At 50.5% G+C, this 25,187-nt stretch carries 18 protein-coding genes; 10 read left to right on the top strand and 8 right to left on the bottom strand.

Features of this window, described 5'->3' with window-relative positions; all coding sequences use genetic code 11:
* Positions 1-107 precede the first annotated feature (107 nt).
* Entirely contained in the window at positions 108-983 is an 876-nt protein-coding gene (locus GY634_RS09330) for a LysR family transcriptional regulator (protein WP_166408270.1), read from the top strand.
* Entirely contained in the window at positions 980-2,146 is a 1,167-nt protein-coding gene (locus GY634_RS09325) for a YbfB/YjiJ family MFS transporter (RefSeq protein ID WP_242683663.1), read from the top strand. The genes GY634_RS09330 and GY634_RS09325 overlap by 4 nt, the downstream gene beginning before the upstream one ends.
* Before the next feature lie 384 nt (positions 2,147-2,530).
* Here GY634_RS09325 and GY634_RS09320 read toward each other — a convergent pair whose 3' ends face one another.
* Both GY634_RS09320 and glnE read right to left on the bottom strand, forming a co-directional pair.
* A complete protein-coding gene (locus GY634_RS09320) occupies positions 2,531-3,241 on the bottom strand; it encodes an epoxyqueuosine reductase QueH (RefSeq protein WP_166408269.1) in 711 nt (236 codons plus the stop codon).
* 38 nt (positions 3,242-3,279) lie between these two features.
* A complete protein-coding gene (gene glnE / locus GY634_RS09315; protein WP_166408268.1) occupies positions 3,280-6,033 on the bottom strand; it encodes a bifunctional [glutamate--ammonia ligase]-adenylyl-L-tyrosine phosphorylase/[glutamate--ammonia-ligase] adenylyltransferase in 2,754 nt (917 codons plus the stop codon).
* A gap of 100 nt (positions 6,034-6,133) precedes the next feature.
* Here glnE and GY634_RS09310 point away from each other — a divergent pair, with 100 nt between their 5' ends.
* Positions 6,134-9,691, top strand: a complete 3,558-nt coding sequence (locus GY634_RS09310) for a YhdP family protein (protein ID WP_166408267.1) — start codon at positions 6,134-6,136, stop codon at positions 9,689-9,691.
* A 62-nt stretch (positions 9,692-9,753) separates the two neighbouring features.
* Here the strand turns inward: GY634_RS09310 and gdhA are convergent, their stop codons facing one another.
* The 3 genes from gdhA to trxA all read right to left on the bottom strand — a co-directional run bounded on the left by gdhA (position 9,754) and on the right by trxA (position 12,970).
* Entirely contained in the window at positions 9,754-11,094 is a 1,341-nt protein-coding gene (gdhA, locus tag GY634_RS09305) for an NADP-specific glutamate dehydrogenase (protein WP_166408266.1), read from the bottom strand.
* 213 nt (positions 11,095-11,307) lie between these two features.
* The gene (gene rho, locus GY634_RS09300; RefSeq protein ID WP_166408265.1) at positions 11,308-12,564 is read right to left on the bottom strand and encodes a transcription termination factor Rho; all 1,257 of its coding nucleotides are present in this window, start codon (positions 12,562-12,564) and stop codon (positions 11,308-11,310) included.
* Between the two features lie 79 nt (positions 12,565-12,643).
* Positions 12,644-12,970, bottom strand: coding sequence for a thioredoxin TrxA (trxA, locus tag GY634_RS09295; protein ID WP_166408264.1), 327 nt, complete (start codon positions 12,968-12,970; stop codon positions 12,644-12,646).
* Between the two features lie 229 nt (positions 12,971-13,199).
* Here trxA and GY634_RS09290 point away from each other — a divergent pair, with 229 nt between their 5' ends.
* The 7 genes from GY634_RS09290 to GY634_RS09260 all read left to right on the top strand — a co-directional run bounded on the left by GY634_RS09290 (position 13,200) and on the right by GY634_RS09260 (position 22,956).
* Complete coding sequence (locus GY634_RS09290; RefSeq protein ID WP_479724668.1) at positions 13,200-15,167, top strand: DNA topoisomerase IV subunit B; 1,968 nt, start codon at positions 13,200-13,202, stop codon at positions 15,165-15,167.
* Positions 15,168-15,204: 37 nt separating this feature from the next.
* Positions 15,205-17,535: a DNA topoisomerase IV subunit A gene (parC, locus tag GY634_RS09285; RefSeq protein WP_166408414.1), complete on the top strand. Its 2,331-nt coding sequence runs from the start codon at positions 15,205-15,207 to the stop codon at positions 17,533-17,535.
* A gap of 7 nt (positions 17,536-17,542) precedes the next feature.
* A complete protein-coding gene (locus GY634_RS09280) occupies positions 17,543-18,571 on the top strand; it encodes a CDP-6-deoxy-delta-3,4-glucoseen reductase (RefSeq protein ID WP_166408263.1) in 1,029 nt (342 codons plus the stop codon).
* Positions 18,572-18,620: 49 nt separating this feature from the next.
* Entirely contained in the window at positions 18,621-19,874 is a 1,254-nt protein-coding gene (locus GY634_RS09275) for a D-amino acid dehydrogenase (RefSeq protein ID WP_166408262.1), read from the top strand.
* 7 nt (positions 19,875-19,881) lie between these two features.
* The gene (locus GY634_RS09270) at positions 19,882-21,174 is read left to right on the top strand and encodes an extracellular solute-binding protein (RefSeq protein WP_166408261.1); all 1,293 of its coding nucleotides are present in this window, start codon (positions 19,882-19,884) and stop codon (positions 21,172-21,174) included.
* Between the two features lie 99 nt (positions 21,175-21,273).
* Positions 21,274-22,290 (top strand): TcpQ domain-containing protein, encoded by a 1,017-nt coding sequence (locus GY634_RS09265; RefSeq protein ID WP_166408260.1) that lies wholly within the window; start codon positions 21,274-21,276, stop codon positions 22,288-22,290.
* 84 nt (positions 22,291-22,374) lie between these two features.
* On the top strand, positions 22,375-22,956 hold the full coding sequence (locus tag GY634_RS09260) for an NUDIX domain-containing protein (RefSeq protein WP_166408259.1): 582 nt from the start codon (positions 22,375-22,377) through the stop codon (positions 22,954-22,956).
* A 63-nt stretch (positions 22,957-23,019) separates the two neighbouring features.
* Here GY634_RS09260 and gph read toward each other — a convergent pair whose 3' ends face one another.
* From gph to ompA, 3 genes are all read right to left on the bottom strand, one after another.
* A complete protein-coding gene (gph, locus tag GY634_RS09255) occupies positions 23,020-23,694 on the bottom strand; it encodes a phosphoglycolate phosphatase (protein WP_166408258.1) in 675 nt (224 codons plus the stop codon).
* Between the two features lie 12 nt (positions 23,695-23,706).
* Positions 23,707-24,423, bottom strand: coding sequence for a bifunctional 2-polyprenyl-6-hydroxyphenol methylase/3-demethylubiquinol 3-O-methyltransferase UbiG (gene ubiG / locus GY634_RS09250; RefSeq protein WP_166408257.1), 717 nt, complete (start codon positions 24,421-24,423; stop codon positions 23,707-23,709).
* A gap of 99 nt (positions 24,424-24,522) precedes the next feature.
* Positions 24,523-25,116 carry an outer membrane protein OmpA gene (gene ompA, locus GY634_RS09245; protein WP_166408256.1) on the bottom strand — a complete coding sequence of 198 codons (594 nt, stop codon included), beginning with the start codon at positions 25,114-25,116 and terminating at the stop codon, positions 24,523-24,525.
* Positions 25,117-25,187: the final 71 nt, after the last annotated feature.

Raw genomic sequence — 25,187 nt, 5'->3', positions numbered from 1 at the left:
TGGGGCTTTTTTTCGTCTAAAGCTTTGGCAAGCGTGGCAAATAAGCGTATATTTTAATTTCTTAAAAAAGAATGATAGTTAAGTAATGTTCTCTAATGGGGAATTTAATGGATTCAGAAACACTACGCATTTTTCTTTGTGTGGCGAGCGAACTGAGTATTACGCAAGCAGCAGCAAGATTAGGCCGAGCACCTTCCAATATCACGACACGTATACAGCAACTTGAGGCTGATGTGGGAGTGGAGCTCTTTGTACGTACAGGTAAGCGCATGGTGCTGTCTGTGGCTGGGGAGGGCTTCGTGAGCTATGCCAATAAGCTGTTGGCCTTAGAAGCTGAGGCTAGGCATGTCATCACCGGTGGGCGTGATGGTGGCCTCTTGCGCATGGGTAGCATGGAAAGTACGGCAGCTAGCCGCTTGCCGGCGTTGTTGGCAACGTACCATGCTAGGCATACCAATACCTCGTTACAGCTACGTACGGGGCCTACGCGAGCGCTATTGGAGCAGTTGCGTACAGGTGTTTTGGACTGTGCATTTGCGGCGTTGTCTCCCACAGCAGAGGAAGGAGTTTTGCTGGATGAGTTAGCTTTACAGGCACTACCAGCGTGGCAAGAGGAACTGCTGTTGTTATTGCCAAGCAGCGAGTCAGACGTGAAACAGGTGGCAGATATTCGTGCCCGTACCTTAGTGGCCTTCCCGCTGGGCTGTACCTATCGCAGCATGGCTGAGCAGTTTTTGGGCATGGCTGAGTCTCCTGAGTGGCGGGTACTAGAAATTGCTTCCTACCATGCCATGATTGCGTGTGTGGCGGCGGGTAATTGCGTGACCTTAGTGCCCGCAAGTGTCTTGAAGTTGGCTGGTGTACCTCATAGCCTCACAACCTTATCGGTAGGGATAGTGGATACCTTATTGGTGTGGCGTAAAGGCTATGACGTGCCGGCTTTCCAGCATTTGCTCGCGTTGCTCGCAGAGGAAAAGCTGTGATTGCATCAGGAAACCGCACGGCCTTACTGGGGCCATGGCGCTCGGCGTTTGAAGCTGCCTTGATCCTGTCTGTAGGCATGGGGATAGGGCGTTTTGCATTCACAGCGGTCTTTCCCTACATGGTTGAAGATGCTGTGATCACCGTGCAGCAAGGCAGTTGGGCCGCATCTACGAATTATGCAGGGTATTTGCTAGGGGCCTTGTTGGCGGTTAAGTTGCACAGCAGGTATGCCTATCGTTTGTGCGTGTGGGCTGTATTGGGTACAGCCTTAACCTTGGCGTTGTTGGCGTTGCCCATGCCGGTATGGGGGATTTTGCTATTGCGTGGTGTGGCCGGGGCTATTAGTGCCTTGGGCTTTGTCGCGGCGTCATTATGGTTGTTTTCTGAGCGTAAAAACTTCAGAGGAGCTCCAGTGCTGTATGCCGGAGTTGGGGTGGGTATAGCTTTATCGGCCGAACTCTTGGTGTTAGGGGCAGAGCTAGGGCTGCGTAGTTCTGGGATGTGGCTATTATTGGCCGTGGTTGCCGTCATCATGGGGGCGATTGCCGTACCAGGATTATTGGGGCGTGGTAAGACATCAGAACAGTCTATGCAGTCATCCGTGGAAGTCATAGAGCCAAAGCTGGTTGCGCCATTGCCTTTGGTGGTTATTTATGGCCTGGCTGGTTTGGGTTATATCGTGACGGCTACCTATCTACCCATGCTGGTGCACATGGCATTGCCAGACTTACAGTCAGCACACGTGTGGGCAGTATTTGGATTAGGAGCGGTGCCCGCCTGTTTTTTGTGGCATGGTCTGCATGAAAAACTAGGGACTCGTACAGCATTACAGTGGAATCTGGCAGTACAAGCATTGGGAGTAGGGCTGCCGGTACTGGTGGAGTCTGCGACGAGTTATATGCTCAGTGCGTTACTGGTGGGGGGAACCTTCACAGGCACGGTAACTATCGCGATGCCCGCAGCACAACGTTTGGCACGCCATACAGGTACGAATTTATTGGCGATTATGACATTGGTGTACAGCGTGGGGCAGATTGTTGGTCCTGTGTTGGCGGAGATGTTGCACAGCTACAGCCATAGTTTTACCAGTGCGTTGGTGATGGCTGCATCGGCCTTGATGTTGTCGTTGCTTCTGAGTGTGAGGCTATACCCGTCTAGGTAGTCACTGCCCATCAATGATTGATTGTTTGCCGTAACCTAAGGCTTAGAATGCCATGAGCTTAAAGCCCGCTTACTCACGACTGGGCTGCATTAGCCTAAGGTGGCGAAACCCGCTTATCAACCACCTGCTGCATTAGCCTAAGGCTGCGAAAGTATTTTTTTATTTGAGACACCAAATAAAAAAACACTTCCATCCGCCTTTTGCTCGTCGCTTGCAGAGGTTTTTAGACAGATGATTTCTGTAGGTATGCATACTTCTGCACAAAAAACAGCCTCTGTAGCTCCCCAGCGCGTGCGATGGATACAGCCGTTATCCTGAACTAGCATCAAGCGTAGAAGCCTACTAATCGTTAAGCTGCCTTCCTAGCAGGTGCGATGAATGCGCTTAAAGTATTGGTTTATCTAAACGTTTGGCAGGCGTTTCATTCAGGTTTTCGCGAGTGGCGTCCCACGAGTAAAACTTCACCCCAATTTGTATACGTTCGCGATTAGTTTCACGACGCCACTGGTTTGCATCCCGCAAAGAGTACACACAGCCACAGTATTCTTGCATGTAGAACTCTTCCGTTTTGCTGATCTCCAGCATACGTTTAGCACCACCGCCTTTACGCCAGTTGTACGTCCAGTACAGCATGTTGGGGTAGCGAGCAGCAGCACGCTCACCGCAACCATTGATCTGGTTCATGTCTTTCCAGCGCGAAATACCCAGCGAGCTGCTAAACGTATCGTAGCCATGCTCGTGTGCATAAAGGGCAGTGCGTTCAAAGCGCATGTCAAAGCATTCAGTACAGCGTATGCCACGCTCGGGCTCGTGCTCCATGCCTTTTACCCGCTCAAACCAGTTATCTACGTCGTAATCGGCATCAATAAACTCAATACCGTGTTTTTCGGCGTAGCGTATGTTTTCCTGTTTACGAATCTCATACTCGCGCACAGGATGAATATTAGGGTTGTAAAAGAAGATGGCGTAGTCAATGCCAGAGGCCGTGATTGCCTCCATGACTTCGCCCGAACAGGGGGCGCAGCAGGAGTGCAATAAAACCTTCTTGCGGTTGTCAGGTAGTGTGAGTACAGGACGATCAACAGATGTGGACATGACGCTTCTACAGAATAAATGGAGCTGAACTGGCTATTTTAGCCTTCAATCACCACTTCCCAAAGCGCGCGCACAGTTTGGCGGTCTTGTTCGTGGTTTTGAGGGGGCACACGGGCCCATGGCTGAGCCTGTAATCGCAAGGTGTGTTGCAGTTTGCGGTAGTTTCTATAAATGCTGCTGACTTGGCTAGCCAAACTACTGTCTATCAGCCCCAGTTCAGCAGCTAAGCCTAATAAGGTGATATTGCCGAGGTTACCCAACAGCACAGGGTATTGATGGGCATGCGCTAATACGATGAATTGTGTGATGAATTCAATATCCACCATGCCACCGCTGTCGTGTTTTAGATCGAACAGTTCGCTGCGGTTAGGGTGGCCTTCAAAAATGCGGGCACGCATTTGGCGTATATCAGCTTTAAGCTGTGACAAGTCGCGAGGGCGTACCAGTATGTCTCGCCGTACTTGCTCAAAGCGTTTACCTATACGAGCGCTACCCGCCACAAAACGGGCACGTGTTAAGGCTTGATGCTCCCAACTCCACGCTTGTTGTTGCTGGTATTGCTCAAAGCTATCAATGCTCACGGCGATTAGCCCGGCGTTACCATCGGGGCGTAGGCGCATATCTACTTCATAAAGCCGCCCTGATGATGTCAGGGTAGACAACCACGAGATCATGCGGCGACCGAGTTTGACGTAGTGTTCTGACGCGTTTTGATCTGGGTCGTCGTACAGGAACACCAAATCTAAGTCAGAGGCATAGCCCAGCTCTTTACCGCCTAATTTTCCATAGGCAATGATGGCAAATTCTGGGGCGGGCAAGGTTGCGGTATCAGTACCTTTAGGCTGGGCTAAGGGCCACGTGCGGTATAGCGTTTCTTCTAGCATCAGGTCGGCTAAGGCAGACAGCTTGTCCGCCAGTTGCTCTACGCTGTAGCAACCAGATAAGTCTTGAGCCAGTAGTTCAAAGGTGTGTTGATGCAGTGTGTCGCGCATCAAGTTCATTTGCTGTTCTATATCGGGCTGCCCATCGGGTAGGCGGCACGCGTCTAACTCGTGATGCAACTGAGTTTGCAGGGCATTGAAATCCGTATCCTGCATCAAGCTTTTCCAGTTGATCAGCCTGTCTAATACCAAGGGGAATTGCACTAAGTACTGCGCTACCCATGGGCTGGCAGACACTAGCATGGTTAAACGGCTAATGGTTTCGGGGTACTCGCTTAACAAGGCCACATATGCACTACGTTGTGCGATGCTTTCCATTACATTTAAGAGCCGGCTTAAGGTTTCTTCTGCGTTAGCCGTTTGGGCAGCAGCAAGGCTTAACTGCGGCAGCAGTTGTTCTAATCGTGCGCGACTAGGCCGTGGTAAGCGTCGCAACTTATGGCTGTCCAAAAAGTGCGTGATTTTTTCTTGAGCGTGAGCTTGAAAGTCATCCGGCGTAACTGCCGGTGCTTCCGGTGTGGGAGGCGGACTGGCTTCTACGTTTGTGGGGCTACTGTCATTTAACCCCGCCAATCTAAAGGCATCACTAAAATACCGGCTGACGACGCTGCGGTGGTGCTGTAGTTGGGTTTCGAACTCATCAAGCTCAAGGCCTAATGTGGTGGCCAGCGCTTGGCGTTCTTCCACTTTTACGGGCAGTAGGTGGGTTTGTGTGTCTTCACGGTACTGCAGCATGTGTTCGGTGCGACGTAAAAATAAATACGCCTGTTTTAACTCTTCTACTGTTGTGGCCGTTAGTACGCCTGCTCGTTGTTGGGCGCGCATAGCATCCAACAGGTTGCTGCGCTGTAGCGAGGGTAAGCGCCCACCGCGAATGAGCTGATTCAGCTGCACTACGAATTCAATTTCTCGTATGCCGCCATCGCCCAACTTGATATTGTGCAGGCTATCAATGCCATTTCTATTGAGCACCCGTCGGTTCCAGTCTTGGCGTATACGTTCACGTAGTTCACGTAAGGCAGCTAACGCGTCAAAGTCAAAGTAGTTGCGATACACAAAAGGCGTACGCAATTGTTCGAACTGGTAGCGCAAACTATGGGGGTTGCTGGTGGGATTTGCTTGTAATGCCAAGGGTCTAGCCTTAATCCATGCATAGCGTTCCCACTCCCTCCCTTGGCTAATCAAGTAGTTAGCGACGGCAGCCATGCTCCATGCCAACGGGCCAGAGTCGCCATCAGGGCGTAAACGTAGATCGCATCTAAACACCTGACCGTCTGGCGTGACCTCAGACAAAATCGCACTGATTTGTTGCGTAAGTTTGCCAAAAAACTCGTGGTGACTAATAGGGCGCGGGCCGGTGGTGTCGCCATCAGGCCCATAAATACAAATTAGGTCTATGTCTGATGACACGTTTAGCTCTTTACCCCCCCATTTACCCATAGCCAGAATCAGCATTTCTAAGGGCTGCCCTGTTTTGGGATCCAGCGGGGTGCCGTGACGTTCTGCTAGTTTTCTGTAGGCAGTTTCGTAAGCATGTTGTACAGACAAGTCGGCCAGATGACTCATGGCCTGGGTAACCTCTTCAAAGCTGGCAAGACCAGCAATGTCACGCACCATTAGGGTATAGAACACGCCTGTACGCAATAAACGCAGTGGGCGTTTAATGTCGTTGATCTCACTGTAGGGCGCATTAGCTAACGCCAACTGTGCGAGCTGATTTAAACGTTCTAGCGTGAGTGGATGTAGGCTGTTTTGCTGCAGGTGGTGAGCAAAATCCGGGAAGGCGGTTAACTTTCGTTGTAATGTGCCTGACCAAGCGAGGGCAGAGTTCAATATAATGGCTTCGTTCATCTGATAATCGATAAAAAGGTCAGAGCATTAATCAACGGTGTACAGCATGTTCATGTTAGCACTTTGCAGTCTTGCGGATTAGTGTGACGATTGGAGGCTTATGTCACGACTACGGCGCACGTTGCTGTATGTGCTTTTTGCTTTATACCTGAGCGCAGTGCTGTTTGTCAGCGCAATACGTTTTTGGGTGATACCCAATTTGCAGCAATGGCAGGCACCATTGGAAAAAGTGTTGTCTGACGCGTTGGGCGTAGAGCTTACTTTTGATCAGGTGACAGGCGATTGGAAAGGCTCACGTGCCCGATTACAACTGGATAATGTCAGGGTGCAGCAGGGCGAGGGCGAACAGCCCGCTATGCACATCCCTATGTTGCAGTTTGAGTTTAGTTGGTCGTCGTGGTTATACGCCAAGCCCATTTTTCATATGGTGTATGCCGATGGACTGCAGCTCACTATCAAGCGCGATAGTAATGCCCATATCAGCGTGGGGGGCGTGGTGGTTGATGATGGCACGGCTGCAGAAAGTTCTAGGGAGGACGATCAAGCTTTTTTACGGTGGCTGGCGTTACAACGACAAGTACAGATCACCAATGCCACCATTATTTGGGACGATCACTATAGAAAGCTGCCACCAGAGGTGGTGACCCCTGTACAAATCGATGTACAGAATCGTGATGGGCGGCATTACGTCGCATTGCAAGAGGGCGAGCCAGGTAATACGGATGGCTTGGCTGTGTTAGCCGACTTACAAACGCCCAGTTCAGAGGCCGGGGATAATGTCTCTGCCATGAATGGTCAGTTGTATGTGCGGGCTCGGACGGGGTTTGAGTCCTTGTTAGCGCTAGGTTTGGATAAAAACACAGACTGGTCGGTGTACCCCGAACTCTTAGAATTGGTGGTGAAGGTAGAGCAGGGGCGTTTCACGGATATACGTTTTAAGGCCGAAGCGTCAGCCTTGCAGGGGGCTTTCTACGGCCAAGACTTGGCGGCGAAAAAACTATCGGTATTCATGTCCTCATCGTGGACGGACTTGGACCGATGGTTAGCGCAGCGTGATTGGCTGAGCACGGCACCCGTACAAAGTATTGTCATGTTAGACGACGTTCACGTCGCTGGCGGCCAGTTGTGGCAAGAAGACCTACAACTGGATCGCATGGCGTTTGAGTTAGATGGACGTGGCAGAGCATGGCAGTTAACAACCTTTGTGGTAGAGAACCCTGAGCTGTATCTTTATACCCAAGGAAACTGGCGTCCTGATCCCGATTACGAGCTAGGGTGGTTAGAGCTTCAGGGCCGCTTAGAGCATGTGCAGCTCAGCAGCTTATATAAGTATTTCCCAGACGATGTGGGGACTGATGTTATTAGTTGGCTTAAAGCGGGTTTGCAGCAAGGCAGCTTAGAGCAGGGGCGCTTTACGCTGCGAGGTGATGTGGATGCGTTCCCGTTTCAATCAGAACAAGAAAAAGGCTATTTTGATGTTACGGGCACAATACGTGGCGCGCAAATTGACTATTGGCAGGCGGCAGCACATGAGCGTACGTGGCCGCTGCTGCGCGATATAGAAGGTCAGTTACGCATTGAACGTGCTGGCTTGTATGGTAATTTCACTCAAGCCTCTGTCTTGATAGACCCGGCCTCACCCGTGCAGGCCACCGCGTTGGCTATCACTATTCCTAATATGGAACACGACTCCGTCGTGCATATTGATGCACAGAGCCACGGTAGTGCCGCATCGTATGTACCCTTGTTTAAAAACTCTCCCTTGGGGGAGTTGGTGAATAACGAGCTGGATGGCTTACGGGCAGAAGGGCAGTGGGAGGTTCCCTTGAAACTTGCTGTGCCGTTGCAAGCCGGTAAGGATGTTTCCATTACAGGGCACGTGGCGATGCAAAACACGTCATTACGTGTGTATGACGAGCTTCCGCCTATACGCCGATTACATGGACGCCTGAACTTTTCTGACACGGCGGTGTGGGCAGAGAATTTGCGTGGTGCATGGTTAGGCCAACCCTTATCTATTGAGAAAGGCGTAGCCTACGACGGAAATCAACCCAATAAATACCCCGGGCTGACCTTTAAAGGCAGTGCTGATATGCAGCAAGCTCGCCCATGGATACCAGCAATGTGGCATGAGCGTGTGCAAGGGCGTACCCCCTTTCAGTTTGTGCTCAGTGTGCAGCAGTCTGACGTAGTGTTGAAACTGGACTCTACACTGCAAGGCTTGATCGTAGATTTGCCTTTACCTATGCAAAAACCGGCTGAGCAACGCTGGCCTTTGCAATTACGGTGGCAGGCCGTGAATCCTAGCACCTCACAGCTCAGCGTGGCGTTAGGGCGTTCTTTTTACGCTAGCTTCTTGCATGATAAAACGGTCCCGCAGCCGTATTTCAAGGCTGGCACCATCACTGCCAATAAAGAGATTAAGCCAGAGCAAAATGGTTTGGTGGTGGATGTGCATTACCCCAAAGTGGATTTAGATGGGTGGCAAGCCCTGATACAAACAGCACAAGCCGATGAATCACAGGGAGAGGGGTATTTTCCTGCATTGAAACGGCTGCGAGTGCAGGCTGATGAGGCGCAGGGATTGGGGATGGCATTTGAGCATCTGACTCTCACCGCACAGCAGCCGCAACAGCAACATTGGCGTGTAGATATCAGCTCTAGCGAGGCCGCCGGAAACTTACAGTGGCAGGTAGATAGAGCCGGACAAATACAAGGGGTGTTGCAAGCCCATTTTCAGCGCATTATTTTGGGTGAAATGGCTGAGGGTGAGGTAGCAGAAAGTACTGAGTCAGAGTCCCAGTCCGAGCGATGGGGGGATGATACGCTGCATCTGCCCGATATGAATTTGCACATAGAACAGTTGGAAATTGCAGGCAAGCGCATAGGTAGCGTGTTGGCAGAGGGTAGGTCAGAGCCAGATTCAGATGTATGGCAGCTAGAAAATCTGTCTTTGGTAGCGCCCGGGATGAGTTTAACGGGGGCGGGGCATTGGTTGTTAAATGGTGAGTCTCGTGGGTTGTATATAGAGGCGCAAGCGACGATAGAAAGTCTACAAGACTATCTGGATTTCTTCGGTGTGCCTGATGTAGTACAGGGCACTAAAGGTAGCGTGGCGATGCAGTTCAGCTGGCGCAATTTGCCGTGGCGCGTAGCATTAGATGATTTAGAGGGTGATATTAATGTGGTTCTAGGCAAGGGGCGTTTAAAGCAAATACAGTCACGCTCAGCCCGCTTGCTAGAGGTGCTATCACTGCAGTCGCTAACGCGATTGGCCCGCTTAGAACTGAATATTGGTGGTGTATTGCGCGAGGGCTTCCCCTACGATGCGATCAAGGGCGATGTGAGCTTGCGAGAAATGGTACTGCACACCAATAACTATAGGATTACAGGCCCTGTAGGGACTATTGTGATTGAGGGTGATGTGGGTGTGCAGCAGGAAACCCTAGCCTTAAACGTAGTGGTGATCCCGCAGGTGGACATCAGTGGTGCAGCGGTTGCGGCGGCTATTGCGGTAAATCCTATAGTCGGACTTGGCGCATTTGTGACGCAGTGGTTAATGCAAGAGCCATTGTCACGAGCCATGACGCAGCGTTACGCGGTACAGGGTAGTTGGGATGATCCCCAGGTAGAGGAGCAGTCCTTAGACTTACCGTAAGGTGGGTTTCACGCATGAAAAAAGGGGCCTAGGCCCCTTTTTATTGATAGAACGTATAAGGATTAATATACACCTTGTTGGAGTATCGCATCCGCCACCTTTACAAAGCCGGCAATGTTAGCGCCGTCTACATAGTTAATAAATTTAGCTTGTTGGCCATGTTGCACGCAGTTCTCGTGGATGGCGTGCATAATGTGATGCAGTTTTTGGTCAACAGCTTCTTGAGTCCAGAACAAGCGTTGTGAGCTTTGGCTCATTTCCAAGCCAGATACCGCTACACCACCTGCATTACTGGCTTTACCGGGTGCATAGAGAATCTTAGCTTCTAAGAACAGCTCTACAGCTTCCAGTGTTGAAGGCATATTGGCGCCTTCGGCAACGCAGCGTACACCGTTAGACAGCAATACACGCGCATCATGAGCATCCAATTCGTTTTGGGTAGCACATGGCAGGGCGACATCTACAGGTACTTCCCATGGACGTTTGCCAGCAATGTATTGAATACCTAACTCTTTGGCGTAATGCTCTACACGGCCTTGGTTCTGGTTACGGATTTCCATCAAGCGTTCTAGCTTTTCAGGTGTGAAACCATCTGGGTCGTAGGCATAACCTTGTGAGTCAGAAACAGTCACCACTTTGGCACCAAAGTGCATGCATTTTTCGATGGCGTATTGCGCCACATTGCCTGAACCAGATACCGAAACGGTTAAGCCTTCCAATGCCATGCTTTGACGTTGCAGCATTTCTTGCACGAAGTACACCAAACCGTAGCCGGTGGCTTCTGGGCGTATTAAGCTGCCGCCAAAACTGATGCCGCGGCCAGTAAAGACGCAGGCTGTATTGTTGGACAGTTTTTTCATCATCCCGGACATATAGCCCACTTCACGGCCACCTACGCCAATATCACCAGCAGGCACATCTGTGTCTGGGCCAATGTGACGGTAGAGTTCAGTCACCAGCGCTTGGCAGAAGCGCATGATTTCGTTCTCTGAGCGGTGTTTGGGATCAAAGTCAGACCCACCCTTAGCGCCACCCATAGGTAGGGTAGTGAGGGCGTTTTTAAAGGTTTGCTCGAAAGCCAGGAATTTGAGGATGGAGAGGTTTACAGAAGGGTGAAAACGCATGCCGCCTTTAAAGGGGCCTAGGGCGCTGCTGTGCTGGATGCGGAAAGCCCTGTTTGTTTCGGTTTCGCCTTGGTCATTGACCCAGGAAACACGAAACTGAATCGCGCGTTCAGGTTCAACCAAACGTTCCAGCAATCCTTGTTTAGCGTACTGAGGATTCTGCTGGATGAATGGCCACAAACTGCCCATGACCTCAGCGACTGCCTGCATGAATTCAGGCTGGTGTGGGTCACGGGCGCGCACAGAATCGAGGAACTGCTCTAGACTAGATGATCTCATAACTACTCTGCAAAAAAGAGGGCTGGCTTATGAGGGGAGCAAGTAACACCTAAGGTGAGGCCTGCCATCAGGCCCGCCTATGCCAGTGCAGAGTTAAACCGTGAAACGGTTTTATCCCAGAAAAGTCAGGGAAGCAGGGTCTGAATGCCCGCAGTTTCCAGCCCAGGCTGGAAAATAAATAAGCCTCACTATGGAGGCTTATTTATTCTATGCTTATTTTTTCATCATATCGAAAAATTCTGCATTTGTTTTTGTGGCGCGAATCTTGTCGAGGATGAATTCCATCGCTTCAACCTCATCCATGTCATGGATGAATTTGCGCAATACCCAAACTTTTTGCAGCAAATCTGGCTTGATCAGCAGCTCTTCGCGGCGTGTACCAGACTTGTTCAAATTGATGGCTGGGTACATACGACGCTCAGCCAAACGGCGCTCCAAGTGGATTTCAGAGTTACCAGTACCCTTGAACTCCTCGTAGATCACCTCATCCATACGGCTACCGGTTTCAATCAGAGCTGTACCGATGATAGTCAGAGAACCGCCTTCTTCCAAGTTACGTGCCGCACCAAAGAAGCGTTTAGGACGTTGCAATGCATTTGCGTCCACACCACCTGTTAGCACCTTGCCAGAAGCAGGTACCACGGTGTTGTATGCACGCGCCAATCGTGTGATGGAGTCCAGCAAAATCACAACGTCTTTCTTTAGTTCTACCAGACGTTTTGCTTTTTCGATCACCATTTCGGCAACTTGAACGTGGCGTGTCGCTGGCTCATCGAAAGTGGACGCTACAACTTCACCGCGAACGGTACGTTGCATTTCGGTCACTTCCTCAGGACGTTCGTCTACCAGCAGCACGATCAACGTGGCTTCTGGGTAGTTGGTGGTGATGGCGTGAGCCATGTGCTGCATCATCACGGTTTTACCGGATTTTGGGCTAGCAACGATCAGGGCACGCTGGCCTTTACCAATAGGGGCAAAGATATCCAGAATACGGCCAGTGATGTTTTCCTCACTTTTGATCTCACGCTCCAGACGCATAGGCTGGTCTGGATGCAGAGGAGTGAGGTTTTCAAACATAATGCGATGTTTGATAGCCTCTGGCTGCATGCCATTAACTTTGTCTACTTTTACCAGAGCAAAGTAGCGTTCACCGTCTTTGGGTGTACGTACCTCACCTTCAATAGAGTCGCCCGTATGCAAATTGAAACGGCGGATTTGTGAAGGAGAGATATAAATGTCGTCAGTGCTGGCGAGGTAGGAGGTTTCTGGAGAACGCAGAAAACCAAAACCGTCAGGCAGAACTTCCAATACGCCATCGCCGAAAATTTGTTCGCCTTTTTTGGCGTGCTTTTTCATGATGGCAAACATCAGTTCTTGTTTGCGCAGGCGGTTGGCGTTGTCGATTTCCAGGCTGGCAGCCATTTCCAGCAACTGCGAAACATGCAGCGCTTTGAGTTCGTTGAGGTGCATGAGAGGAAAAGAAGGGGCTCAATCTATGACGGCGGGCCGAAGAATCGTAGGCCCGCGCAGCATCATAGTTGAACGCAAGTTATAGGGAGTCGTTGAGAAACGTAGTTAGTTGTGAGCGATTCAATGCGCCCACTTTAGTTTGTGTGGCTTCGCCATTTTTGAACAGCATCAAAGTGGGGATGCCACGAATGCCATAAGAGGCAGCGATATCAGGGTTTTCGTCAACGTTGACTTTGGCAATGATAACACGGCCTTTGAACTCTTCCGCCGCTTCTTCCAGCAAGGGGGCGATCGCTTTACAAGGACCACACCACGCAGCCCAGTAGTCTACCAGTACAGGAAGATCGGCGTTCAACACATCCGAGTCAAAAGAGGCATCAGTAACGTGTTTGATGGAATCACTCATGAGAATTACAGTTTTAATAAGAAAAATAGAGAATCTGCAGCCTGATAAGGCCTCATGGCAGTATGGTAGTCTAGCTTTGGAATGAGGGCAGATAGGCTGTCGCATTTTGACAGCAGAGCCAGGTGCAGCGCATTTACATTGTAGTGGTAGTTTAACGTGTTGTGTGAGTCCTGTTTTGGCTTTTTGGCGCAACTCCGTAAAATACTTTTTATTTTTAATCCTGCTAGAGATGACTTTGGCCACTTCTAATTACGATGAACGTTCCATTCAGGTCCTAAAAGGGCTAGAACCTGTGCGACAACGACCAGGGATGTACACGCGTACTGATTGTCCCCTGCACATTATTCAAGAGGTTATTGATAATGCAGCAGACGAGGCGTTGGCAGGGTTAGCATCTTTAATTCGGGTTCGATTGCATGCGGATGGCAGTGTCTCCGTAGAAGACAACGGACGCGGTATTCCAGTAGGGTTGCACCCCGAAGAGCACGCTCCAGTCGTGGAGCTGGTGTTCACCCGCCTGCATGCAGGGGGCAAGTTTAATAAGAAAGACGGTGGCGCTTATGCGTTTTCCGGTGGTCTGCACGGTGTGGGTGTATCAGTCACCAACGCCTTATCTACACGTTTAGAGGTAGATGTAAAACGGGACGGCCTACAGCATCGTATTGTGTTTGCTCAAGGCGAGGTGATTACGCCGCTTGAGGAAGTGGCGAAAGTACCTAAAAAACACAGCGGTACGGTAGTGCGTGTATGGCCTGAGGCTAAGTATTTTGATAGCGCAACGATTCCACTGAACGAATTGATGCACGTGCTGCGTAGCAAAGCCGTGTTGTTAGGTGGAGTATTGGTTGAGCTGATCAACGAAAAAAGTGGCGAAACCTATAGCTGGCAATACCAAAACGGTTTGCGCAGCTACTTGCAGGAAACCCTAGATACCACCGAGTTCTTAGTGCCTTTGTTTGAGGCACAACAGTATGCTGACGCCGACGACGACAATTACTCTGAAGGCGAGGGCGCACACTGGGTAGTGGCATGGACAGCGGAAGGTAACGTGGTACGCGAGTCTTTTGTTAACTTGATCCCTACGCCCGCAGGCGGGACCCACGAGGCTGGCTTGCGAGATGGCTTATACCAAGCGGTGAAAAGCTTTGCCGAGCTACATAGTTTGATTCCCAAAGGGGTGAAGCTATTACCTGAGGATGTATTCGCGCGTGTCAGTTTCGTGCTGTCTGCCAAAATTCTAGATCCTCAATTCCAGGGCCAGATCAAAGAGAAGCTCAATAGCCGTGATGCGGTTAGATTGATTAGTGGCTTTGTACGTAATGCGCTAGAGCTGAAACTGCATGCTGACGTAGAAATGGCGAAGAAATTAGCTGAATTTGCTATTCGCCATGCACAAGCGCGCGTGCGCTCGTTACAGAAGGTAGAAAAGCGTAAAAGTTCCGGTGTTGCTGTGCTGCCAGGCAAACTGACAGACTGTGAATCTACCGACAACGATCGTACCGAGTTGTTTTTGGTAGAGGGCGATTCTGCCGGTGGCTCTGCCAAAATGGGCCGAGACAAATCCTTCCAAGCTATTTTGCCCTTGCGCGGTAAGGTGTTGAACTCGTGGGAAGTGGATAAAGACCGTCTTTTTGCGAACCAGGAAATCCATGATGTTTCAGTCGCCATTGGGGTAGATCCGCATGGGCCAGAAGACACGGTAGATTTGTCGGGTTTGCGTTATGGCCGCATTTGTATCTTGTCGGATGCGGACGTGGATGGTTCGCACATTCAGGTTTTGCTGCTAACGCTGTTTTTCCGCCACTTCCCTAAGTTGATTGAGGCCGGCCATATTTATGTAGCACGTCCACCGCTCTTTAGGCTGGATGTGCCTGCCGTGGGCAAACGCGCGGCACGCAAAATTTATTGTTTGGATCAAAAAGAGCTGGATGTGGCGCAAGAGAAATTGCGTGCTGAAGGTGTCAAAGAAAGCAGTTGGGCCATTAGTCGCTTTAAAGGCTTGGGCGAGATGAGTGCTGAGCAATTATGGGATACCACCATGAATCCAGACACGCGTCGGTTAATGCCAGTCAGCTACGGTGATCTGGGTATGCAAGGTACCCAAACGATGTTCACCATGCTGATGGGTAAAGGCGAGTCTTCACAGCGACGTAGCTGGTTGGAGACTAAAGGGAATTTGGCTGAGTTGGATGTGTAATCACGCCTGCTTTCATTTAACGAATTGACGAGTAAACATCATGGATTCTCAGCAACCAGGGCTATTTGATCAAAGTAGCAATGATGACAGCTTGAGCTTAGGTTTGTATGCAGAGCAAGCCTATTTGGATTATGCGGTATCAGTAGTACGCGGACGTGCGTTGCCGGATGTGTCCGATGGGCAAAAACCAGTACAACGACGTATTTTGTACGCCATGCAGGCGATGGGTTTGGCTGCGGGTGCGAAGCCAGTGAAGTCGGCTCGCGTAGTGGGGGATGTACTGGGTAAGTACCACCCGCACGGTGATCAGGCCGCCTATGACGCCATGGTGCGTATGGCACAAGACTTCAGCCTGCGTTACCCATTGATTGATGGTCAAGGTAACTTTGGCTCACGCGATGGTGATAATGCCGCCGCGATGCGATACACCGAAGCGCGTTTAACACCGTTTGCTAAAGTGTTGTTAGATGAGCTGGGTGAAGGCACCGTAGACTTTATTCCTAACTACGACGGTTCGCAAAAAGAACCGTTGTTACTGCCAGCGCGTTTGCCGGTGGTGCTGCTAAACGGCGCCTCGGGTATTGCCGTGGGGATGGCAACGGATATTCCTCCGCATAACCTGCGTGAAGTGACGCATGCGTGTGTAGAGCTGATTCGTGACCCTAAATTGTCAGATGAAGCGCTGGCTGAATTAATCCCAGGGCCAGATTTTCCTGGCGGTGGACAAATTATTTCTAGCCGCCAAGAGCTTAGCCAGATTTATGCATCAGGGCGTGGCAGCATTAAGGTGCGAGCACGTTGGGTCATCGAAGAAATGGCCAGAGGGCAGTGGCAATTGGTGGTGACCGAACTTCCACCCGGAGCATCAGCACAGAAAATTCTGGAAGAGATAGAAGACCGTACCAATCCCAAAGTGCGTACAGGCCGTAAAGCCTTAAGCAATGAACAGCAACAAACCAAGGCGTTGTTGCTAGGGTTGTTGGATGCAGTTCGAGATGAGTCTGGCAAAGATGCGCCCGTGCGCTTGGTGTTTGAGCCTAAAAGTAGTCGTGTAGACCGACAAGAGTTCATCAATACCTTGCTGGCGCATACCAGCATGGAATGCAATCAGACCATTAACTTAGTGAGCATTGGTATTGATGGGCGTCCGGGGCAACGATCTGTACGTCAAATGCTGGAAGAGTGGTTGCAGTACAGGCACCAGACCTTGTTGCGTCGTACCCGTTATCGTTTAGACAAGGTAGAAGATAGGATCCATGTGCTAGAAGGGCGCATGGTGGTGTATCTGGACGTAGATGCGGTCATCAAAACCATTCGCGAAGCCGATGAGCCTAAGGAAGCGCTGATGGAAACCTTCAAGTTGTCAGAGCGTCAGGCCGAAGACATTCTTGAAATGCGTTTGCGCCAGTTGGCCAGATTGGAAGGTTTCAAAATTGAGCAAGAGCTTGCCAAGCAGCGTGAAGAACAAGCCGGTTTGCAAAAGTTATTGGATAACCCTGCGGCCTTTAAACGTATGATGATCAAAGAGTTGGAAACCGATGCCCAAACCTATGGGGATGAGCGTCGCACCATCATCGAAGAGGCCGAGCGCGCCGTATTGGAAAACAAAGTGCTAGACGAGCCTGTGACCGTGATTGTGTCCAAAAAAGGTTGGATGCGTAGACGCCAAGGCCATGGGCACGATAACGATGCGGTGGCATTCAAAACAGGGGATAGTTTCTATGCCGCCTTTGAGTGCCGTAGTACAGACGACTTAATTGCGCTGGGAACAGATGGCCGCAGTTACACCATTCCTGTGGCGAACTTGCCATCAGGCAGGGGGGATGGCCAGCCGGTGACTGCGTTGGCTGACATCGCCACCGGAGCACCCGTGCAGCACATGCTAGTCGCTTCCGAGAAAACCCAGTATTTACTGGGGGCGAAAAGCGCGTATGGCTTTATTTGCGCGCTGACCGACATGACATCGCGTCAACGTGCAGGCAAACAGTTTATGACCGTGGCAGAAGGGGATACACTCATGCCTCCGCTGTTACTGCGAGACGATGACACGGCCGTTGCACTCTTAAGTGCTAAAGGGCGCTTCATGGTCGTGGACAGAGAAGAATTGCGAGTGCTATCGTCCGGCGGACGGGGTACCATGTTAATGACGCTGGATGACGATGATTCTCTGGCGCAGTGGGTAGCTGTAGGGCCGCAAGGTATTCAGCTGTCTGGGATCTATAGACGCAAGGAAAGCACCGAGCATCTGGATTGGGCTGCGTTGGAGCCTTACCGCGCTAAACGAGCACGTAAAGGTCGCTTGTTGGACAGTAAAATTGCCGAACCTACGCTCAGCGCTCTACGTGAAAATTTGAATAGTGATAAGTGAACATAAGATGAAGGTAACTGTACAACCCTCAGGGTTAGAGTTTCCGGTAGAGGCCGGACAGAACTTGTTGGACGCAGCCATTGCTGCCAAGATTTTGCTGCCATATAGCTGTAAAAGTGGTACGTGCTCTACCTGTAAGGCTAAGGTCATTGAGGGTGAGTACGAAGCCGGCAGCGCGCCAGAAAAAATTCTGGAGCCCGCAGAGCTAGAAGCAGGCTACACTTTGATGTGCCAAGTGCGACCACAATCCGATATGGTGATTGAGTCTTTGCAGGCACAAAAACTGGGTGACATTCAAATTCGAAAAATGCCATCACGTGTTGCGGGTTTAGAGCGTGTTAGTGATGATGTCATGATCGTGAAACTGCAATTGCCAGCAAGCGATCCATTCAAGTTTTATGCCGGTCAATACTTGGAGTTCATTCTTAAAGATGGCCGTCGCCGCAGCTACTCCATGGCGAATCCGCCTAATGAGCAGAACTTGGTAGAACTGCATATTCGCCATATGCCAGGTGGCGCGTTTACGGACCACGTGTTTGGTGCTGGTGCGACACAAATGAAAGAGCGAGAAATCTTACGTGCTGAAGCACCACTGGGTTCGTTCTTCCTACGTGAAGACAGCGATAAACCTATAGTGTTGCTGGCTAGTGGTACCGGTTTTGCACCCATTAAAGCCATTGTTGAACACATGCAGCAGCAAGGTATTTCTCGTGAAGTACGTTTGTACTGGGGTGGCCGTCGACCCAAAGATTTGTACATGATGGAATTGGCTCAAGAGTGGGCACAAACCATCGCAAACTTCCAGTTCATTCCTGTTATTTCGGATGCGCATGCCGACGATGAATGGTTTGGACGTACGGGCTTTGTGCACCAGGCAGTGATGGCTGATCTGCCAGATATGTCCGGTTGGGAAGTCTACGCGTGTGGCGCTCCTGCGATGGTAGAAAGCGCACGTAAAGACTTCAACGAGCAGTGCAAGCTGCCAGATGCTGAGTTTTATGCCGATGCATTTACATCAGAGGCTGACGCCCTGTAAGTGCTGGGTGAAAGCCGTGACGTGTTTACAGCCATAGAAGGGTAGGGCCATGAAAATCGCTGTGTTAGGAAGTGGAACGCTAGGAGTGGCCACTGCATGGTGGCTGCATCAAGATGGGCATGAGGTACTGGTAATAGACAGGCAGCCTGGGCCAGCTTTAGAGTGTTCGCGTGCCAATGGCGGGCAAATTTCAGTGTCTTATGCCGAACCATGGGCTAATCCCAAAGCGCCGTGGCGCTTGGCGAGATGGCTATTTAAAGACGATGCCCCGCTATGGTTTAAACCGTCACTGGATCCAAAACAATGGATGTGGGGGCTGCGTTTCTTGTGGGAGTGCCAGCCTAAGCGCTTTGAACCTAACGTCAAAGCGTTGCTGCGATTAGCGGAATACAGCCGCACAGTGCTGCAAGAAATGCGTCAATCGGTGAATGTGGAGTATCACTGCTTAGAAAAAGGCATTCTGAGCTTTTACCGTGATGAGCGCAGTTTTGATGAGGCGCAGGAAATGGCGGATGTGATGCGTAATTTTGGCATAGACCGCCGCATTCTAAGCGCCGATGAACTGGTGGCGTTGGTGCCTGCCTTAGCAGGCATTAAGCACCAAATTGCTGGTGGTGATTTTCACCCCGAGGATGAGTCCGGAGACGCCTACGAGTGGACGACTCAACTGGCAGCACAATTGGCGAGTAAAGGGGTGGAGTTTCAGTACAGCACTCAAGTCACGCGCTTGTGTGCTGAGCAAGGGCAAGTGCAGCATTTGGAAATTGTTGATGCTGAAGGCGACTACCAACATGTTCCTGTGGATGCGGTGGTTGTGGCCTTGGGGGCGCACTCAGCGGCATTGCTCTCACCGTTGGGTATTAGTTGCCCTGTGTATCCTGCAAAGGGGTATTCGGCTTCTTTTGATATCAAAGATGCCAGCGCCATACCGGATACTAGTCTTACCGATTCGGCCAGAAAAATGGCGTATACTCGTTTGGGTAATACCTTGCGTATGGCGGGAACGGCGGAACTCAGTGGCTATTCTCGGGCTTTAAATGGCAAACGGTGCTTGGCAATGGTTAAGCAAGCACAAGAGTTATTCCCAAATGCGCTTGATTTTGATAATGTTCAGTTTTGGTCGGGGTTGCGTCCAGCGACTCCATCCAATGTTCCCCTAATCGGACGCACTGAAGTACGAAACCTGTATCTCAATACCGGACATGGTACGTTAGGTTGGACTCTTGGGGCCGGTTCTGGCAAAGCGTTGGCTGACCTAATTGCAGGCAGACAACCCGAAGCGGAATTTCCTTTTTTGCGCTAGGCATTTCATGGAAAAAACATTTTTTTCTTCAGCTGTATCAGGCCGTTTAACGGCTATTGCGTTTCTGATTACTGCTACCTCGGCAGCATCCGCAGCGACGGATATTCAGGTCTGGCACGCCTTGCCAGAATACAATAAAGTCGTTTTTGAAGAGCTGGTCCGCAACTACAATCGTAATCAGGACGATGTACGTGTCAATCTGCGTGCATTTGAAAGTGAAGAACAATTAGATACAGCCTTGCAGGCTGATCAAAGCAAGCCAAACCTATTCCAAATGGGTGAAACCTCGGGTCTGGATGACGTAGCGCAGCGCTCTTATGTGCAGCCTATGCATACCTTGCTGACCAAAGCGACAGCAGGTAACCAGCGCTGGTTCTTGCCTGCAGCGAACAACTTCATGCACGACACTCGTGGTCGCATGTTAGCGCTGCCATTTATGGCTGAAATCCCTGTGATGTTCTATAACGTAGACGCATTCAAACGTGCCGGTTTAGAACCTACACAGCCACAGCGTGTATGGCAGGGTTTGCAAGATCAATTAGTGACACTGGCGAATAATGGTTCACGTCGTTGTCCATTAACCTCTGACCAACCTGTTTCCATTAACTTGGAAAACTTGGCGGCGGTGAATAAGCAATTCTATGCTGGCGATAGCAATAATCGCCGTGGTTTTGAGTTTGATATTCTGTACGTGCGTCACTTGTCTACCATGATCAGCTGGGTGCGTAGCGAGTTGATGGTGAAACCTGAGTTCGGTCCACAATCGGTAGACCGTTTCCAAGGTGGTGAGTGTGCCGTGTTGCTGTCCAACTCAGGCAATATCGGCCGACTAACTGCACAGCGTGGTTTGAATTACTCTGTGACTGGCTTGCCTTACTACCCACAAGTTACAGCACAACCCGGTAACCCCTTTGTGTCTGGTTCAGGCTTTTGGGCAAGTAAAGGTAAGTCTAACGATGAAGACAAAGCTAGCGCACAATTTGTGAACTGGTTGGCGTCTGATGACGTGGCGCAAAAATGGTATGAGTCCACTGGTTACCTGCCACTGACTCAAGCGGCGTATGCGAAAACAGAACCTTCTTACTATGCTAATTTGGGCGACTGGAAAGCATTGGTGGATGTGTACGAGAAAAACCCTGAAAACACGACTCGTGGTTTCCGCGTAAACAATTACCATCAGATTCGCGCCATGTTTAACCTGACGCTAGAAGAAGCATTAGATGGTAAAACTCCTGCTGTAGCGGCGTTGCGTGTGGCGGCTGCAGAAGCGAATAAAATTGCGAATGCTAGGCCGCGCTAAGTTAAGCCATAGGCAATCATTACGCTAGTTTTGCTCGTGTAATTCGCCGAAGATAGCACCCAATCATTACTGGTTGGGTGCTTTTTTATTGGGCGAACGATGAGGCAAGGTATTGTAAGTATTCTGATCTGCGGTGTGCTGTCTGGGTGTGCTGCTCCAAACAATGGCTCATGGTGGAATGGCTGGGGGGCCTTGGCATCCGCAGGCGAGGAGTATCAGTTTGATTTTGAGTGGGAGCTTACGGGTAGTGATCAATTGGCTCCCTTACAGGTATTTAGCAACGCGCAGCAGTTGTGGCTACAGTTTTCGGCTGATGAGTCTCTACCGGCTTTATTTGCACTGCAAAAAGACGGTTTGGTGCCTTTGCAGGCGAAAAGGCAGGGTGTTTACCATGTGGTGAATAGCAGGGTGGATGTGCTGTTGCTACGGCGTGGTACAGAGCAGGCGTGGGCGTACAGAAGCTCATTTATGCCTGCGTTGTTAAGCTACTTACGGCAGCAGCAGGCTTCTATGCATACCTATAGCCCACCATGGCAGGAAAATCTCAATAGCTCTGTATCTACAGGGGCAACAGAGCCTATGGCAAGCTTTACTGGCGGTGACGGTAGGCATAGTAGTGAGGTGATGGCGGTTGAGGTAGAGCCTGTGGCCGCATCAGTGCAGCAGGTAGAGTCATCGGTTGTTGTTGTGCAGCAAGAGCCTGCTGACAAGGTGATGGAGCACAATGCGTTTGGCTCTCATGCGTCAGACAATAACTTCAAGCAGCTTTTGCAGCGATGGGCACTTGCTGCTGGTTGGGTGTTTAATGATGAGCACTGGGCAGTAAGGGTAGAGATTCCCTTAAGTGGCCCTTTTTCGTATCAGGGCGGTTTTACGGATGCCGTACAGCAGTTACTGCTTAGCACGCAGCTAGGTGATTACCCATTGCGGCCATGTTTTTACAGCAATCAGGTGTTACGTGTGATGCCGCTAACTAGCACGTGTGTGGTGGCTTATGAGGCAGTGGCTGCACCAGTAGATTCGTCGCAGGGCATACAAACAAAGTATGTAGAGCAAGAGGTGTTTGTGCCGTTGCCGTGGGTGGCTGGTAGTGCAAAAAACATACTGGCCCCTTAACAAAGTGCATAAGGGGCTATGGTAACGGTATAGTGACGGGGGCATCGTAACGATGCCGCAACCTATCAAGTACTGGAACACATAATGACTCAACCTCTACATCCGGATCACGACAGCGAGTTTGCCCATTTAACTGAAACGTTAGTGGAAAGCAAAACGTTGCACGAAGGCAGTTTCTTAACGCTTAAGCGCGATACCGTACGTTTGCCAGATGGTGCACAAAGTACTAGAGATTACGTGGTGCATCCCGGAGCTGTGGTGATTATTCCATTGTTGGATAACGGCCATGTATTGTTAGAGCGTCAGTACCGACATCCCGTAGGGCAGGTGATGATAGAACTGCCTGCTGGTAAGCTGGATGCCGGCGAAGATCCATTTTTATGTGGGCAGCGCGAACTGTTAGAGGAAACAGGCTACACCGCGAGCGAGTGGCATTTAGCAGGGAAAATACATCTGGCGATAGGCTACTCTAACGAGGTGCTTTATGCCTATTTTGCGACAGGTTTACAAGCAGGCACACGCAAGCTCGATGACGGGGAGTTTTTGGATGTGTTTAGTATGCCTGTTGAAGAGTTTCTTGAGGCCTGCAAAGATGGGCGCATTACTGATGCTAAGACCTTATCGTGCGCATTTTGGTTAGCCGATAAGTGGCAGGCAAGTAACTAACAGTTTTTGCGTCTGTCATAGACAATATAAAAAACGCCTGTGTAGTACAGGCGTTTTTTGTGCTTAGGCTGTGTGAGCCCACTCTTGCAGTTGATGCAGTAGTTCTTCTGGGCTGTGCGCAATGGCATCTGCACCCCATTCGGATACGCTGGCATCGTCTTTGCAGTAGCCGTATGCTGCCACAATGGTGGGCATGCCGGCTGCTTTGCCTGCTTGTATGTCGCGTAGGTCATCCCCCACATAAATGCAGTGCTCAGGGGCAATGCCGTAGGTGCTGGTGGCGAGCAATAGCGAGGCTGGGTTGGGTTTTAGGTAAGGGGTGCTATCGCCGCCTACCAATACCTTACAGTCGTGGTTCAACTCAAACTTAGCCATGATGGGCTTCGTTAAACCAAGGGCTTTATTGGTCACAATGCCCCAGGGTAAGTTGTGCTCTTTGAGGCCATCTAACATGGTTTCTACGCCACTAAATAAGTGGCTGAGCGTTGTAATGTCTTCAGCGTAATAGTCCAGAAACTGCTGACGTACTATAGGGTAGTCGGCATGCTCTGTGTCTAGCCCTAGGCCTGTACCTAATAAGCCACGAGCGCCGTGTGAGGCGACGGGGCGTAGTAGCTCGTAGGGCAGAGGGGGAAGGTTGCGATCGTGGCGTAAGCGGTTTACGGCTGCAGCCAAATCAGGTGCTGAGTCTACCAGCGTGCCATCAAAATCAAACAATACCAGCTTAGAGGTTGTCATGATGCGTACGACTTAGGCTTCCTTGCGTGTGGCAAGTAAGTAGTTGACGGAGGTGTTGCGCGACAACCAGTAGTGTTGCGACAGCGGATTGTACTCAAGCCCACGTAAGTCTAGGTTACTTAAACCAGCTTCACGTGCGCTGCGTGCTAGTTCGTGTGGCTTAATAAAGGACGAATAGGTGTGTGTGCCAGTGGGCAGCAACTTAAGCACGTATTCGGCCCCTACGATTGCAAACAAGAAAGATTTGGGATTGCGGTTTAGGGTAGAGAAAAACACCCAGCCACCGGGGCGTACCAGCGTAGAACACGCACGAATAATAGAGGCAGGGTCAGGAACGTGCTCTAGCATTTCCATGCAGGTAACCACGTCGTATTGGCCTGCTGCTTCTGCCGCGTGGGCTTCTGCGCTGATCATTTGGTAGTTCACGGGCACACCGCTTTCTAAACTGTGCAAGCGGGCAACTTTCAGTGATTTCTCGGCCAGATCAATGCCGGTAACGTCTGCTTTGTGCGTGGCCATGGCTTCAGTCAGAATGCCGCCGCCGCACCCTACGTCTAGAACTTTTTTGCCTGCTAATGGGCCGGTGTGTTCTAGGATCCACGATAAGCGCAGGGGATTGATCGCATGTAGCGGTTTGAACTCACTGGTGGGGTCCCACCATTTAGAAGCCAAAGCACTGAATTTTTCTATTTCTGCGGGATCGACGTTAACGCTGTTTAGTGAGCTCATAGGAAGTACGGTGATAGCAAAGAAAAAGGCCCCGCAAAATGCGGAGCCTTTAGTATAGCCTGTTTAGACTCTGTCGTAAGACAGATGGCTACGTGTGGATTACTGATTACGCAGACCCACGATTTCCAGCTCAACGCGACGGTTTTCGGCACGGCCAGCAGCTGTTTTGTTTGTAGCAACTGGATCGGCTTTACCTTTGCCTTCTGTGTAGATCAGGTCAGCAGGGATACCTTTGCTGATCAGGTAATCTTTAACAGTTTGGGCACGGCGTTGTGACAGCTTCAAGTTGTAAGCATCAGTACCGATAGCATCTGTGTAACCAACAGCGATGATGGCTTCCAGTTGCAAACCACGAACTTGCTCAGCAACTTGATCCAGAACCTGACGGCCTTCTGGTTTCAGGTTGGATTTGTCGAAGTTAAAGAATGTATCTGCGCTCAGAACAACTTTAGTGGTTGTAGGAGCAACAACTGGTGCTTCTGCTTGAGCAACTGGCACACCGTCACAACCAGGAATACCTGTTGCTGGGGTCCAGAATGCATCGCGCCAGCACAGTTCGTTTGTGCCGTTCATCCATACGTTGCCGAATGGATTTTGCCAGTTGTTAACTTCGCCAGTTTGTGCCGACACAGTACCTGTGGCTGTGGCTGCCGCAAAGGCGAGTGCAAGTGCGATTTTGGAGGTTTTGTTCATGTTTCTCCTCGTTTAAGCTAATGCCTGTTAAGTGACCGCAGCGAACTCCCGCCGCTTATATGTAACGGAAC

Origin of the sequence: Paenalcaligenes suwonensis, from assembly GCF_011290505.1 — a bacterium.
In the GTDB taxonomy this organism is placed as follows: domain Bacteria; phylum Pseudomonadota; class Gammaproteobacteria; order Burkholderiales; family Burkholderiaceae_B; genus Paenalcaligenes; species Paenalcaligenes suwonensis.
Note: the sequence above shows the minus strand (reverse complement) of the source record. Positions and strands in the feature narration are given on the sequence as shown.

What these genes read in the sequence shown, in the direction of transcription:
- GY634_RS09265 (WP_166408260.1), top strand. Translation starts at nt 21,274, where the DNA reads ATGAGGCAAGGTATTGTAAGTATTCTGATCTGCGGTGTGCTGTCTGGG.
- rho (WP_166408265.1), bottom strand. Translation starts at nt 12,564, where the DNA reads ATGCACCTCAACGAACTCAAAGCGCTGCATGTTTCGCAGTTGCTGGAA.
- glnE (WP_166408268.1), bottom strand. Translation starts at nt 6,033, where the DNA reads ATGAACGAAGCCATTATATTGAACTCTGCCCTCGCTTGGTCAGGCACA.
- GY634_RS09320 (WP_166408269.1), bottom strand. Translation starts at nt 3,241, where the DNA reads ATGTCCACATCTGTTGATCGTCCTGTACTCACACTACCTGACAACCGC.
- GY634_RS09330 (WP_166408270.1), top strand. Translation starts at nt 108, where the DNA reads ATGGATTCAGAAACACTACGCATTTTTCTTTGTGTGGCGAGCGAACTG.
- ubiG (WP_166408257.1), bottom strand. Translation starts at nt 24,423, where the DNA reads ATGAGCTCACTAAACAGCGTTAACGTCGATCCCGCAGAAATAGAAAAA.
- GY634_RS09260 (WP_166408259.1), top strand. Translation starts at nt 22,375, where the DNA reads ATGACTCAACCTCTACATCCGGATCACGACAGCGAGTTTGCCCATTTA.
- gdhA (WP_166408266.1), bottom strand. Translation starts at nt 11,094, where the DNA reads ATGAGATCATCTAGTCTAGAGCAGTTCCTCGATTCTGTGCGCGCCCGT.
- GY634_RS09280 (WP_166408263.1), top strand. Translation starts at nt 17,543, where the DNA reads ATGAAGGTAACTGTACAACCCTCAGGGTTAGAGTTTCCGGTAGAGGCC.
- gph (WP_166408258.1), bottom strand. Translation starts at nt 23,694, where the DNA reads ATGACAACCTCTAAGCTGGTATTGTTTGATTTTGATGGCACGCTGGTA.
- GY634_RS09290 (WP_479724668.1), top strand. Translation starts at nt 13,200, where the DNA reads ATGACTTTGGCCACTTCTAATTACGATGAACGTTCCATTCAGGTCCTA.
- GY634_RS09275 (WP_166408262.1), top strand. Translation starts at nt 18,621, where the DNA reads ATGAAAATCGCTGTGTTAGGAAGTGGAACGCTAGGAGTGGCCACTGCA.
- ompA (WP_166408256.1), bottom strand. Translation starts at nt 25,116, where the DNA reads ATGAACAAAACCTCCAAAATCGCACTTGCACTCGCCTTTGCGGCAGCC.
- GY634_RS09310 (WP_166408267.1), top strand. Translation starts at nt 6,134, where the DNA reads ATGTCACGACTACGGCGCACGTTGCTGTATGTGCTTTTTGCTTTATAC.
- trxA (WP_166408264.1), bottom strand. Translation starts at nt 12,970, where the DNA reads ATGAGTGATTCCATCAAACACGTTACTGATGCCTCTTTTGACTCGGAT.
- GY634_RS09270 (WP_166408261.1), top strand. Translation starts at nt 19,882, where the DNA reads ATGGAAAAAACATTTTTTTCTTCAGCTGTATCAGGCCGTTTAACGGCT.